This window comes from Lacimicrobium alkaliphilum (genome assembly GCF_002591895.1).
Taxonomy (GTDB): domain Bacteria; phylum Pseudomonadota; class Gammaproteobacteria; order Enterobacterales; family Alteromonadaceae; genus Lacimicrobium; species Lacimicrobium alkaliphilum.
Map to the genome: position 1 here is coordinate 19,900 of NZ_NISX01000013.1, position 13,191 is coordinate 33,090.

A 13,191-nucleotide genomic window follows, 5' to 3' on the forward strand; every position below is an offset into this window, starting at 1 on the left:
TTGCCCTGGCCTTTTGGTCAGGGCTTTTCTTTTTCTTCGGCGGTATTTAAACCAAACCAGGCATTCAGAACCCCCTCGGCTTCTGCCATACCAATACCATTGAGGGAAGAAAACGCATGTACTGTTACATCACCGCAGAATGCAAGGCTTGCCTCCCGGGCCATCAATAACTGTGCTTTGCGTTTACCTGACTTTAATTTATCGGCTTTTGTGAGTAACGCCAACACTGGTAATTCACTGCTGACAGCCCACCGAATCAGATCCTGATCCAGGTCCTTAAAAGGATGACGGATATCCATCAGCACCACTAAACCCTTGAGGCTTTCTCGCTGTTGTAAGTATTCTGCCAAAGACTTTTGCCACTTTTTTTTCATTTCCAGAGGAACCTGAGCAAAGCCGTATCCTGGCAAATCAATCAGCCGCCGATTCTCATCCAGTTCAAATACATTAATCAGTTGAGTTCGCCCCGGTGTTTTGCTGGTTCGGGCCAACCCTTTCTGGCGACTGATGCGATTCAATGCGCTGGATTTACCAGCATTTGAGCGACCCGCAAATGCCACTTCAATGCCCTCATCCGCGCCCAGATGCCGAATGTCTGGCGCACTCATTATAAAACTGGCCTGGCTGTAATAGCTCACGGTGACTCCATCTCTTTGATTAAAATAGCATAAAAGGCTTATGTGCCCTGTTTTGCCGATTGTTTCTGTGGCACATTGTAGCATCATCAGTTGCACCCGTATGAGTGCTAAACCCCTATAAATCCATGGAAATTATTTTCCTTCCGGTTTAAATGTGTAAAATACTGCATGACCAGTAGCCAGCCACACTAAGCTCAACGAGAATCAATATGAAAAAACTATGCACAATACTTTGCTTTATTTTTACACTCCCTGTTTTTGCCGCAGGGAATGCTGAAGCAGGTAAAGAAAAATCCACCAGTTGTGCTGCCTGCCATGGTGCAGATGGCAACAGTGCGGTAGACATGTACCCTTCTCTGGCCGGACAACATCAGAAATATCTGATTAAACAGCTTCAGGAATTCCGCCTAGGATCCAAAACCGGTGGTGAAGAGGGCCGTTATGATCCGGTAATGTCAGGTATGGCTGCCCCCCTTTCCGACCAGGACATATTAGACCTTGCAGCCTTTTACAACGAGCAAAAGCCCAAGCCTGGCAGTGCGCCTGAAAACGTTATAGAGAAAGGACAGAAACTCTATGTCGGTGGTGATGTGGAACGTGGGTTAACGGCCTGTGCGGCTTGTCATGGCCCCAGGGGCGACGGCATGGCTCTGGCTAATTTTCCGGATATCAGCGGGCAGCACGCCACCTATATCAAAAAGCAATTGGAAGATTTTCGTGCCGGGAAACGAAATAATGACATGAACGGTATGATGCAGGACGTCGCAAAACGCCTTACCGATGAAGAGATCGAACTCCTTTCTAAGTTTCTGGTTGGACTGTATTGAAGAATAACAGGCCCCATAATCGGGGCCATACAAGCCTCTGGCTCTCTGTTGTCAATAATATGATACAAAAGTTCAACTTTTTTTTGTAAATGAGTTGTAAAATAAATTCGATACTGTATTCTTTTGCCTCAAACAACAGGGAAGCAGTGCCCCAGGAAGGGATCAAGACGAAAGCCGTGTGTTTGACTCTACTCTTAAATTTTCAGGGATGGTAAAAATAAAGCGCCTGGATGGCCGATAATAAACAAGCTTCGCGAACAACAACAAAAAGAGAAGCACTCAGATAAGGTTGTCGTAACACGTTTAGGGAAAAGCGGAATAACGGGAGAAGTGTCATCTGGCACTTGGTTATACGAGAGGCGATAGCTAAACTATCGCCTTTTCTTTTTCTGGTGTATCACCTCAATGCATTGCCCCCTCTGCCAACAACCTACCTGTGCGCATTACTGGCAAGATCGGCGCAGAGATTATTGGCAATGTGCCACCTGCAGGCTGGTTTTCGTTCCCCCTGAGCAACGACTGTCGGCTCAATCTGAAAAAGCAGAATATGACCTGCACCAGAACCGCCCCGATGATGCCGGATATATCTCTTTTTTGAACCGTCTGGTAAAGCCCCTGGGGCAATGTCTTTCACCTCACAGCAAAGGTCTGGATTATGGTTGTGGGCCGTCACCGGTTCTCGCCAGTTTGCTCATTAATCAGGGGCATTATGTGGATTATTACGATCCCTTTTACTTTCCGGATGAACAGGCATTTAGTCAAACCTACGATTTCATCACCTGCTCAGAAGCTATAGAGCATTTTTTCTATCCTGGTCAGGTATGGTATCGCTGGATGTCCATACTGAAAAACCATGGCTGGCTGGCCATTATGACGAAGAGAGTGATTGACAGAGACGCATTTTCAACCTGGCATTATAAGAATGACCCGACCCATGTATGCTTTTTCAGTGAAAAAACATTTCATTGGTTAGCCCATCAGTTCAATATGCGCCTCGAAGTAAGTGGCCCTGATGTAGTACTACTGCAAAAGCTCGCGTAGAATATGCGACCGAGAGATTCATCAACACGCAACCTCAGTGGTTGTCAGAGTGAAATACCATGGCTAAAGCTCCAAGAACAAAACGAATATCAGAAAAGGCCCATCAGGCAAATATTGCAGATAAGAAGTCCAGAAAACACAAAGGCCATGCGCCAGGCAGCCGTCACAGCGAGCCCGCTGACAAATCAACGTCGCAAAACCATAACGCAAAAGCCGATCCACGGCTGGGTAGCAAGAAGCCTGTGCAGTTGCAGGTTTCTGAAACGAAGCATAAAACCCAACAGAAATTCTTTTCTCCGGCAAAAGAGTTGGCAGCCATTGAGCAGGACTCGCGACTCGAAGACCTGCTGGACAAAATTGAGCAGGAGCAAAGTCTTAGCGCCGAAGATCAACAATATGTGGATCAAAAACTGGCACGTCATCGTCAGTTGTGTGAGCTATTGGACATCGACAGCACCAGTGAGGGCAATAGCGATCCGAAACCACAACATCGCCGTAATCCTGACAATGAAGAAGATGCATTACTGGATAAATTTATGAACAGCGATATAAAAGATCATAAATGATGACGTCACTGCAATTGGCGCTGCTGATAACAGGCGGCCTGATCATTGTTGGTCTGGCTTTTTACGCAGGCAGATTACTGTATTTACTGCACCTTCAGAACAAGTCCAGACATAGCAAACAATCTGCTCGTCGCAGTTATCTGGACGAGAGTATCTACACGATTTCCATGGCTGTGACTCAACAGCAATGTTCGTTATCTGAGGCCAGTATCAGGCTCTGTGTATTGTTAGATCATATGGATGATGAACGTCACTATCCAGATACCTATCCAGCTATTCACGAGCTGTATGCACGCATAAGACATATGCCGACTCATGAAGCCTGGAAGGCTCTGCCCAAACCTGAAAAACGTAAGATGGAACAGGAAAGAGAACAGCACGAAGCTGAACTCGAATCAAAGATTCTCAGGGAAGCAGAACAGCTGATGCAGAATCATCTGCCCAGTGCAGACACCTCCTCATAGCAATGGCAGTCCGTCAGATGGTCATTAACCATCCCCACTGCCTGCATAAATGCATAGCAGATAGTGCTACCAACAAAATTGAAGCCCTGCTTTTTCAATGATCTGGACATGGCGTCAGAGGCGTCAGTTGTAACAGGAACCTGTTCAGGTAACTGCCAGGCGTTCCGGACTGTGTGCCCCCCGGTGAAATGCCAGATGAAATCGCTGAAATCGATACCCTTTTCGCTCATGGCTACGTAGGCCCTCGCATTTCTGATAATCGATTCAATTTTCAGCCGGTTCCTGACAATGCCAGCATTTTGCATCAGTCTTTGTATATCATGCTCATCGAATCGGGCAATCTTATCGGCATCGAAATGATCGAACGCCAACTCATAGTTGGCTTGTTTTTTGAGTATCGTAAGCCAGCTCAGACCGGCTTGCTGGCCATCCAGACATAACTTGGCAAACAGTTCCCTGGCATCACTCACTGGTCGGCCCCAGACATTGTCATGGTATTCCAGATACAGCGGATCCTGAGTTACCCAGTGACATCGACGTGGATCTGACATATTTCCTCCTAAATCAACCTAAGATAAACTTTTGTCTGCAATTTAGCCTACATTCACAACACTGCAAAAGGTATACTTGGCAGCATTTTTCCGCAATCACCAGCAAATCGGGATGTTATGCAAAAATTTGACATCAAGACCTTTCAGGGGCTGATACTCGCCCTGCAGGACTACTGGGCGCGTCAGGGATGCGTCATCATACAACCATTAGATATGGAAGTCGGTGCAGGTACCTTTCACCCTATGACGTTTTTACGGGCTATCGGCCCGGAACCCATCAGTAGTGCCTATGTGCAACCCTGCAGACGGCCCACTGACGGCCGCTATGGCGAAAATCCCAACCGACTGCAGCATTATTACCAGTTTCAGGTCATGCTCAAACCTTCACCAAAGAATATACAGGAACTTTATCTTGGTTCCCTTGTGGAAATGGGCTTCGATCCACTGGTGCATGATATCCGCTTTGTCGAAGATAACTGGGAATCCCCTACTCTTGGCGCCTGGGGTCTGGGCTGGGAAGTATGGCTCAATGGTATGGAAGTCACCCAGTTTACCTACTTTCAGCAGGTTGGCGGTCTCGAATGCAAACCGGTAACCGGCGAAATTACTTATGGTCTGGAGCGACTGGCCATGTATATTCAGGGCGTCGACAGTATTTATGACCTGGTCTGGACAGACGGTCCTATGGGTAAAATCACCTACAGAGACGTTTTTCACCAGAATGAAGTCGAGCAGTCAGCCTATAACTTCGAGCATGCTGATGTACAGGCGTTGTTCAGGACCTTTGACCAATGTGAACAGGATAGTCAGAAGTTAATCGAAGCAGGCCTGGCGTTGCCGGCATATGAACAGGTAATGAAGGCCTCCCATGCGTTTAACCTGCTCGATGCCAGACACGCTATTTCGGTTACTGAACGTCAGCGCTATATTCTCAGGGTCCGGGCACTGGCGAAAGAGTGTGCGAATAGCTTCTATGAAGCCCGTCAGGCACTTGGCTTCCCTTTATGTAAACAGGAGGTGGTTTGATGCGCCAGGATGATCTGTTAGTGGAAATCGGCACCGAAGAGTTACCCCCGAAAACGCTCAGGAAACTCGGACAGGCATTTTGTGAACTTATCAGCAACGGCCTTAATAAAGCAGAACTGACATTCACCGATTCACGCTTCTATGCCTCTCCCCGTCGGTTAGCCGTATACGTGAGCGGATTAGACTACCTGCAGCAGGATAAAACCGTAGAAAAGCGCGGCCCTGCGGTACGCGCCGCTTTCGATGATGAGGGCAATCCCACAAAGGCTGCGCAGGGTTGGGCAAAGGGTTTGGGAATTGCCCCTGCCGATGCTGACAGGCTCAAGACAGACAAAGGGGAATGGCTGGTATATCAGGCTGAAGTCAAAGGTCAGGCGCTTCCTGAATTGCTGCCTGCATTGGTGAAAAGTGCGTTGTCTGCTTTGCCCGTTCCCAAAATGATGCGCTGGGGTAATAGTGAGCATCCCTTTATTCGTCCGGTGCATACTCTGTGCATGCTTTATGGCGATCAGCTGATTGCCGGTGAGTTGTTCGGCATTAAGGCTTCACAGCAGCTCCAGGGGCATCGCTTTCATCATCCTCAGCCCGTTGAACTTAAACAGGCTTCCGACTACGTGTCTTGTCTCAAAGAGGCTTACGTAATCGCTGATTTTGATCAACGGCGCAATACCATTCAACAGGGTCTGCAGCGCGTGGCTGAAGCACACAATGCAAAAATAGAAGTCGATGAGGATCTGCTGGATGAAGTGACTGCACTGGTAGAATGGCCGGTAGTACTGACAGCTGAGTTTGACAAAGACTTTTTGCAGGTGCCCAAAGAGGCGCTGATTTACACCATGAAAGGCGATCAGAAATACTTCCCTTTGCTCACCTCTGATGGTCAGTTACTGCCTGTTTTTGCCTTTGTAACAAATATTGACAGCAAAGACCCTGAACAGATTGTAAACGGCAATGAACGCGTTATCAGGCCGCGCCTTGCTGATGCTGAATTCTTTTTTAACACTGACAAAAAGCAGTCTCTGGAAAGCCGCCTGGATAGCCTGGAAACGGTGTTATTTCAGAAGCAACTGGGTTCATTGAAAGACAAGGCGCAACGCATTGCGTCATTGGCGCAGTCTGTTGCCAGGGAACTGGGAGCCGAACCAAAGTTCGCTTATCGGGCCGGATTGCTGTCCAAAGCAGATCTGATGACGCAAATGGTGATGGAATTCCCCGAAGTTCAGGGAACTATGGGGGAACACTATGCGATTCATGACTCAGAGCATACTGAAATTGCGACGGCAATTGGTGCTCAGTATCTTCCCCGCTTTTCAGGAGATACTCTTCCGGACTCCCCTGTCAGCTGTGCTGTAGCTCTAGCCGACAAGCTTGATACCCTGGTTGGAATATTTGGTATTGGCCAGTTACCTAAGGGCGACAAGGACCCGTTTGCATTGCGACGTGCCGCCATTGGCTTATTGCGTATTTGTGTGGAAAAGAAACTGGCGCTGGATTTAGCCGTGCTTATTGACCATTCCATGGATACATTCGGTGACATACTAACCAATAAAAACGTAAAACAGCAGGTTCTCGAATTTGTTCTCGGCCGCTTCAGAGCGTGGTACCAGGAGCAAGGCATAGAAACCGATGTGGTTCAGGCTGTACTCAGTCGACAACCCACGTCGCCGTTGGATTTTGATGCACGAATTCGGGCAGTTCAGCACTTTAAGTCTCTGGATAGTGCCCTTGCTCTTGCTGCGGCGAACAAAAGAGTGGCGAATATCCTGGCGAAGAATGCCCATGAAAGCAAAGCTCCTGTTAACCCTGACCTGCTCAGCGAGAAGGCAGAGGTGGATCTGGCTCAGCATCTGCAACGCACGGAACAGGACGTTGCAGACGCAATGGCGAGACTCGATTATAAGTTGGTACTGGAAAAATTATCTGCATTACATCAGGTCGTCGATGACTTCTTTGACCAGGTGATGGTGATGGCTGAAGATGAGCGGTTAAGAAATAACAGACTTGCCCTGTTACAAAAACTAAGAAGTCTGTTTCTTCAGGTGGCAGACATTTCGGTACTTAACTAAACATCGGATAGAGATCGGCCAGGGACGGTAAAGCTTTTTTCAGGACAATAAAATGAATAATCTTTGCAGAAAAACAGTCCAGCTGTTTCTACTCTTTTTAGTAACAGCCTGTTCTTCCCTGCCGCAGGTGATAGCTCCGGCAGATCCGCCAGACGAACTTTACTTACGAGGCGTTTTCAACTGGTGGGAAGCGGAAGAGGCATACAAACTTTATAAGGTCAGTGAACGACTCTACACTGCAGAAATAGAGCTTATTGCTGATGGACAACCTTATGACTTCAGGATTGCCGATGCAGACTGGTCTAAAGGCGCAAATTGTGGATACGCAGAAAAAGAGACAGATGAAGTTGTCAGATTAAACCGCAGTGTTGACGCCGATTGTTATGCGATCAACAACAACTTTAAATTTACCCCAAAGGAAACCGGGATCTATCAGTTCTTTATCGATTTCAATGATGTGCAATCTCCGACAGTCAGAATAAGACGTAAGAAATGACCAATTTCAGCATCATAGATAAAATTTAAGCTATTGATAATATAAAAAACCGGGCTTGGCCCGGTTTTTTCTACTAAGGGTTTTAATCAACGAATTGCATCAGATCCATCGCTGAAAACGCCCTTCCGGAAGATGTAAGTGGGTCAGTTCGAAAAGCGACTAATAGCATTTCTTTGCTCCTGCAAACTTTTTCATCAAATGGAAAAGTGCAAGGATTCTCCAGAAAGACATCGTATTTCTCAGACAGATTCTCTAGTATTTTGGGTATATCATCGCGAGAAACCGGTCTGTTGATATTCTTATCAAGGTGCCGCCTAATTTCATTGAACACATCGTCTTGTCTGTAAATTTCTAGTTCTTCCGAAACGAGCCCTGGTTTGGGTGGCTTAACTAAGCATGCGTTGCTGTCTAAGATGTCTTTGGGGATTTGATAATTTTTATATGTACTATCAAACTCAATCCACTCTTTGAGCGTCATTTTCTCTTGTTCACAGTCTTTTGCGCTCACATTAGCAGAGAGAAAAATTATTAGTAAAATGGCACTTATGCTTAGCGATTTACTGTTCATGTCTTTTGCTTTTTTTATAGCCCCAAGCTGTAGAGTATAGTCTTTTCAGTTTAGTCGTAAAGCCAGTGGTGAAATCAGATGCCACTCATATTTATCTCAATAAAAACAATGAGTTATCAGGTTATCATGCACACTTTCACTAGTAAGATAATTATCAGATAGTACCAGTCTTACCTTACTGTCCTGATACAAAAAAGGCCACCCTATCCGGGGTGGCCCTTCATTTTCAGGGTTTCTGATAATAATTTTCACGCATGTGATAATTACTATCAGGGATTATGAGAACCCACAGAGACTATACTATACGTCCAGGTTAGCCACCCTCAGTGCATTTGCTTCTATAAAGGCACGACGAGGCTCAACCTGATCTCCCATCAGTGTGGTAAAGAGCTGATCAGCTCCGATAGCGTCCTCAATGGTAACCTGCAACATTCTGCGTCCTTCCGGGTCCATCGTTGTTTCCCACAACTGATTAGGGTTCATCTCACCCAAACCCTTATAACGCTGCACATAGACGCCACGTTTTGATTCGGTCAGTAACCAGTCTAAGGCTTCTTCGAAATACTGAATCGGCTGGGTCTTTTCACCCCTTGCAACATAGCCTCCTTCCTCAATCAAACCATTGATAGCAAGGTTTAACTCTCTGATTCGTTTGTATTCCGTTGAATCGATGAAATCATGATCTAACCGGTATTCAGTATCAATACCGTGCTGGCGAATTATGATGGCCACATAGTTGTTGCCACGCTCTTTATCTTCGCGAATGTGGTAACTGTAGAGCGCCCCATCGTTTTCGAATTCTTCCAGTCTCTCCACCAGAACCTTACCCAGGTTATCCAGCTTTGTGGAATTGTCGAGATCTTCCAGCGTGAGAACATCCGTGTAGACCAGACGATTAAGCAGGTTCTTAGGCATAATACGACTGATTCTGTCGATCATCGCAACGGTACTTTGATAAAGCTTAACCAGAGACTCCAATGCAACACCTGTAATCGCCGGTGCGTCAGGATTAACGTGCAGAGCCGCATTATCTAACGCCATGGATGTCAGATAGGCAGTCAAGGCAGGATCATCTTTAATATACTGCTCTTGTTTGCCCTTCTTCATTTTGTATAGTGGCGGCTGAGCAATATACACATGACCACGCTCTATAATCTCCGGCATCTGCCGGTAAAAGAAAGTCAGAAGCAAAGTACGGATATGAGAACCATCAACATCCGCATCGGTCATGATAATAATGCTGTGGTATCTCAACTTATCCGGATCATATTCATCCCGGCCAATGCCACAGCCCAATGCTGTAATCAGGGTAGCCACTTCCTGTGATGACAACATTTTGTCAAAACGTGCCTTCTCGACATTCAGGATTTTACCTTTAAGAGGCAGTATAGCCTGATTCTTTCTGTTTCTGCCCTGCTTAGCAGAACCTCCTGCAGAGTCACCCTCCACTATATATAGTTCTGAAAGGGCAGGATCTTTTTCCTGACAATCGGCCAGTTTGCCCGGCAAACCCGCTAAATCGAGTGCGCCCTTTCTACGGGTCATTTCTCTGGCTTTTCTGGCGGCTTCCCTGGCTCTTGCTGCGTCAATGATTTTAGATACGATGACTTTCGCATCAGATGGGTTCTCCAGCAAAAACTCCTGGAGTTTCTCATTCATAGCGGTTTCAACAGCCGGTCTGACTTCTGAAGAAACGAGCTTATCTTTGGTCTGTGAAGAGAATTTCGGGTCTGGAACTTTAACAGAAACAACCGCCGTAAGACCTTCTCTCGCGTCATCACCACTGGCATTTGTTTTCGCTTTTTTGTTCAGCCCTTCATTTTCCATAAAGGTATTCAGTGTTCTTGTCAGCGCGCCCCTGAATCCGGCCAAATGTGAGCCACCGTCTCTTTGTGGGATATTATTGGTAAAACAGTATATGTTTTCCTGAAAGCTATCATTCCACTGCATAGCCACTTCAACACTGATACCGTCATCGCGTTCGGTGAGGAAGTGGAAAGCCTTCTGATGAACAGGGGTCTTGTTCTGATTGAGGTACTGGACAAAGGCCTTCGTTCCTCCCTCATAACAAAAATGATCTGTTTTACCATCGCGTTCATCAAGAAGAATGATCGACACACCAGAATTCAAAAATGATAATTCACGCAGGCGCTTAGCCAATATATCGTAGTGGAATTCTATGTTGGTAAAAGTTGCAGGGCTTGGCCAGAATCGAATCGCCGTACCTTTTTCATCAGTGTCTCCCATTTGCTTAAGGGGAGCTTGTGGCACACCATGATGGTATTCCTGCTCGAATATTTTTCCATTGCGTCTGATACGCATCAGGAGTTTCTCTGACAGCGCGTTCACGACTGATACACCTACACCGTGAAGGCCACCAGATACTTTGTACGAGTTATCATCAAACTTTCCGCCTGCATGCAGAACTGTCATGATAACTTCTGCAGCCGAGACCCCCTCTTCTTCATGGATCTCAGTAGGTATTCCACGACCATCATCTCTGACACCCACGGAGCCGTCGGTATGGATTGTCACGCGAATATCTGAACAATGTCCCCCCAGAGCTTCATCGATTGAGTTATCAACGATTTCAAACACCATATGGTGCAAGCCCGTACCGTCATCAGTATCACCGATATACATACCGGGACGTTTGCGCACCGCATCAAGTCCTTTCAGGACCTTGATACTGGACGAATCATACGTGTTGTCAGACATTCTGTTTTTACTCCTCTCTCACCTGGCCATGTTCCACGTGAAACACTTTTATGTCTTTATAGTTCTCTACGAAACTAACTTGTTGTTTGTCAATTGCCGTAATGAACACTTGAGCCGATGTCTTTAATAATGCATCGACAAAAACTTTTCTCTTCTCTTCGTCAAGCTCTGCACCTATGTCATCTAACAGGAAAACACATGAGCGGCTCTTTAGACGATGTAGGAGCTGTGATTGTGCTAACAGCAATGCAGCCATCAGCATTCTCAATTGCCCCCTGGACAACACCTCATGTGCCGAAACACCATCTGCCTTCAGGCGCAGATCTGCTTTATGTGGGCCGCTTGAAACATGCCCGAATCGCCTGTCCTTTTCCTGTTGAAGATGCAGAACATCTGAAAGTTTATTATCGCTATCCCAGCCGCTATGATACGAGATTTCGAAGCAAAACTCAGGTAGAAATTCTCCAAGATTAGCGATTAGATAGGGTTTAAGGCTTAAAAAGAACGCTTTTCTGTACCGGTCAAGCACCTCACCGGCATCACCTAGCTTACAAAGCCAGTAGTCCAACATATCATCCTTTGACAATGACTTCTTTCTCAACAGAGCATTACTTTGCCTGAGTAGGTTCTGGTACGTTACAGAAGCGCGGAGAAAGCCATGTTCCACGTGGAACACACCCCAATCAAGAAAACGTCTTCGCATTCTTGGTGCGCCTGTAATGACATCACTGCTGTTTGGCATAAATAGCTGAACCGGAAACAACCTGGCAAGCTCGGATACTCTATTCAGAACCTCTCCATTTGCCTTTATCACGGGTTCGCCGATACGGTTTCTCTGATACCCAAGTTTAACCGTGGTCCCGCTTTCATCTGTGGCTCGGCAGAACAGAGTGAAATGTTGTGACTCTTTATTGATCACATGGGTATGCTTAAGAGTACGGAAAGACCGCCCGAAGCCCAGATAGTGTATGGCTTCAAGAACAGATGATTTACCACTTCCGTTATCACCAATTATCAAATTCAGATCAGTAGCCGGATGTATTCTTACATCCGACAGATTTCTGAACTGGCTAATCTGGACATCGTCCAGCCTCATAAGGATCTTCGCAACGTTAGAATCAAAGTCTCATGGGCATGATAACGTACAACGCAGAATCATCTGCAGCATCTTCAATCAACGCGCTGTTGTTTGAGTCTGACATCGTCAGCTTTACTTTCTCGGAAGATAACGCATTGAGCACATCAATCAGGTAGGCGACATTAAAGCCTATTTCAAGGCTATCACCCTGGTAATCAACATCTACTACTTCTTCTGCTTCTTCCTGTTCCGGGTTATTCGCGGTGAGCTTTAATTCGCCACTTGCCAGATTTAAACGGACACCCCGAAATTTTTCGTTAGACAGAATAGACACTCTGGAAAAAGCCTGCTTCAGCGTTTCTTTAGAAGATAACACTGTTTTATCGCCCTCTTTCGGAAGTACCCGGCGATAATCAGGAAAGCGTCCATCAACCAGCTTGCTGGTAAAAATAAATTCGGTAGAGAAGATACGGATGTGATTTGAACCGATCTGTACTTTCAGAGGTTTATCTTCGTCTTCGATTAGACGAGAGATTTCCATCACTCCCTTACGGGGCACAATAACCTGACGCTCAGGGAGATTACCGTCTTCATAAGCGATGCGACACAAAGCAAGACGGTGCCCATCTGTTGCAACAGTACGGATCAGGTTAGGCTCCGTTTCAAAAGACATACCGTTCAGATAATAGCGAACATCCTGCTGCGCCATAGAAAAATGCGTACTGTCGATCAAACGCTTAAGGTTAGCCTGTGATATTTCAAATTCCACCTCGCCCTGCCAGTCCTCGAGATTTGGGTACTCTTCGGCAGGTAAAGTAGATAACGAGTATTTTCCGCGTCCAGCCTTGAGAATGGCCTTACTACCATCGAGGGCAAACAGAATTTCACTGTTATCGGTAAAACCCTTGCAAATATCTAATAATTTCTTTGCCGGCACTGTAACCTCACCGTCTTCGAAATCACCACTGAGGGCCACGTTAGAAATTAATTCCACCTCTAAATCTGTACCCGTCAGCCAAAGTGTGCCCTCACTTACCTTAATAAGCACATTGGAGAGTATGGGTAGTGTATGCCTCCTCTCGACGGCTCCGGCAACCAGCTGCAAAGGTTGTAAGAAGTTTTCCCTGCTAATTGTAAATTTCATGAGCGACT

Annotated in this window: 13 protein-coding genes; 7 read left to right on the top strand and 6 right to left on the bottom strand. The window is 46.3% G+C overall.

Features of this window, described 5'->3' with window-relative positions; genetic code table 11:
• Positions 1-17: 17 nt before the first annotated feature.
• Complete coding sequence (gene yihA / locus CDA54_RS12855) at positions 18-638, bottom strand: ribosome biogenesis GTP-binding protein YihA/YsxC (RefSeq protein ID WP_099035427.1); 621 nt, start codon at positions 636-638, stop codon at positions 18-20.
• A 209-nt stretch (positions 639-847) separates the two neighbouring features.
• On the opposite strand from yihA, the gene CDA54_RS12860 reads away from it, so the two are divergent.
• The 4 genes from CDA54_RS12860 (at position 848) to CDA54_RS12875 (ending at position 3,536) form a co-directional block, all read left to right on the top strand.
• A complete protein-coding gene (locus CDA54_RS12860) occupies positions 848-1,465 on the top strand; it encodes a c-type cytochrome (protein WP_099035428.1) in 618 nt (205 codons plus the stop codon).
• A gap of 405 nt (positions 1,466-1,870) precedes the next feature.
• A complete protein-coding gene (locus tag CDA54_RS12865; RefSeq protein WP_099035429.1) occupies positions 1,871-2,506 on the top strand; it encodes a methyltransferase domain-containing protein in 636 nt (211 codons plus the stop codon).
• 59 nt (positions 2,507-2,565) lie between these two features.
• Positions 2,566-3,072, top strand: coding sequence for a Der GTPase-activating protein YihI (gene yihI / locus CDA54_RS12870; protein WP_099035430.1), 507 nt, complete (start codon positions 2,566-2,568; stop codon positions 3,070-3,072).
• On the top strand, positions 3,069-3,536 hold the full coding sequence (locus CDA54_RS12875) for a DUF2489 domain-containing protein (protein ID WP_099035431.1): 468 nt from the start codon (positions 3,069-3,071) through the stop codon (positions 3,534-3,536). Before yihI ends, CDA54_RS12875 begins: the two co-directional genes overlap by 4 nt.
• Here CDA54_RS12875 and CDA54_RS12880 read toward each other — a convergent pair.
• Positions 3,506-4,087: a DNA-3-methyladenine glycosylase I gene (locus CDA54_RS12880; protein ID WP_099035432.1), complete on the bottom strand. Its 582-nt coding sequence runs from the start codon at positions 4,085-4,087 to the stop codon at positions 3,506-3,508. The genes CDA54_RS12875 and CDA54_RS12880 overlap by 31 nt on opposite strands.
• Positions 4,088-4,204: 117 nt before the next feature.
• Here CDA54_RS12880 and glyQ point away from each other — a divergent pair, with 117 nt between their 5' ends.
• Genes glyQ through CDA54_RS12895 form a run of 3 tightly spaced genes read left to right on the top strand, consistent with a single transcriptional unit; the run spans position 4,205 to position 7,675 of the window.
• Positions 4,205-5,113 carry a glycine--tRNA ligase subunit alpha gene (gene glyQ / locus CDA54_RS12885; protein ID WP_099035433.1) on the top strand — a complete coding sequence of 303 codons (909 nt, stop codon included), beginning with the start codon at positions 4,205-4,207 and terminating at the stop codon, positions 5,111-5,113.
• The gene (gene glyS, locus CDA54_RS12890; RefSeq protein ID WP_099035434.1) at positions 5,113-7,179 is read left to right on the top strand and encodes a glycine--tRNA ligase subunit beta; all 2,067 of its coding nucleotides are present in this window, start codon (positions 5,113-5,115) and stop codon (positions 7,177-7,179) included. The genes glyQ and glyS overlap by 1 nt, the downstream gene beginning before the upstream one ends.
• 52 nt (positions 7,180-7,231) lie before the next feature.
• On the top strand, positions 7,232-7,675 hold the full coding sequence (locus CDA54_RS12895; protein WP_099035435.1) for an early set domain-containing protein: 444 nt from the start codon (positions 7,232-7,234) through the stop codon (positions 7,673-7,675).
• 82 nt (positions 7,676-7,757) lie between these two features.
• Here the strand turns inward: CDA54_RS12895 and CDA54_RS12900 are convergent, their stop codons facing one another.
• The 4 genes from CDA54_RS12900 to dnaN form a co-directional block, all read right to left on the bottom strand.
• On the bottom strand, positions 7,758-8,243 hold the full coding sequence (locus CDA54_RS12900; RefSeq protein WP_099035436.1) for a hypothetical protein: 486 nt from the start codon (positions 8,241-8,243) through the stop codon (positions 7,758-7,760).
• A gap of 300 nt (positions 8,244-8,543) precedes the next feature.
• A complete protein-coding gene (gene gyrB, locus CDA54_RS12905) occupies positions 8,544-10,961 on the bottom strand; it encodes a DNA topoisomerase (ATP-hydrolyzing) subunit B (RefSeq protein WP_099035437.1) in 2,418 nt (805 codons plus the stop codon).
• 7 nt (positions 10,962-10,968) lie between these two features.
• Positions 10,969-12,057 carry a DNA replication/repair protein RecF gene (gene recF / locus CDA54_RS12910; RefSeq protein ID WP_099035438.1) on the bottom strand — a complete coding sequence of 363 codons (1,089 nt, stop codon included), beginning with the start codon at positions 12,055-12,057 and terminating at the stop codon, positions 10,969-10,971.
• Between the two features lie 22 nt (positions 12,058-12,079).
• On the bottom strand, positions 12,080-13,183 hold the full coding sequence (gene dnaN, locus CDA54_RS12915; protein ID WP_099035439.1) for a DNA polymerase III subunit beta: 1,104 nt from the start codon (positions 13,181-13,183) through the stop codon (positions 12,080-12,082).
• Between the last annotated feature and the right edge of the window lie 8 nt (positions 13,184-13,191).

Coding starts and splice junctions, on each gene's coding strand:
- gyrB (WP_099035437.1), bottom strand. CDS start 10,961: ATGTCTGACAACACGTATGATTCGTCCAGTATCAAGGTCCTGAAAGGA.
- dnaN (WP_099035439.1), bottom strand. CDS start 13,183: ATGAAATTTACAATTAGCAGGGAAAACTTCTTACAACCTTTGCAGCTG.
- CDA54_RS12860 (WP_099035428.1), top strand. CDS start 848: ATGAAAAAACTATGCACAATACTTTGCTTTATTTTTACACTCCCTGTT.
- CDA54_RS12865 (WP_099035429.1), top strand. CDS start 1,871: ATGCATTGCCCCCTCTGCCAACAACCTACCTGTGCGCATTACTGGCAA.
- yihI (WP_099035430.1), top strand. CDS start 2,566: ATGGCTAAAGCTCCAAGAACAAAACGAATATCAGAAAAGGCCCATCAG.
- glyQ (WP_099035433.1), top strand. CDS start 4,205: ATGCAAAAATTTGACATCAAGACCTTTCAGGGGCTGATACTCGCCCTG.
- CDA54_RS12895 (WP_099035435.1), top strand. CDS start 7,232: ATGAATAATCTTTGCAGAAAAACAGTCCAGCTGTTTCTACTCTTTTTA.
- glyS (WP_099035434.1), top strand. CDS start 5,113: ATGCGCCAGGATGATCTGTTAGTGGAAATCGGCACCGAAGAGTTACCC.
- CDA54_RS12880 (WP_099035432.1), bottom strand. CDS start 4,087: ATGTCAGATCCACGTCGATGTCACTGGGTAACTCAGGATCCGCTGTAT.
- recF (WP_099035438.1), bottom strand. CDS start 12,057: ATGAGGCTGGACGATGTCCAGATTAGCCAGTTCAGAAATCTGTCGGAT.
- CDA54_RS12900 (WP_099035436.1), bottom strand. CDS start 8,243: ATGAACAGTAAATCGCTAAGCATAAGTGCCATTTTACTAATAATTTTT.
- CDA54_RS12875 (WP_099035431.1), top strand. CDS start 3,069: ATGATGACGTCACTGCAATTGGCGCTGCTGATAACAGGCGGCCTGATC.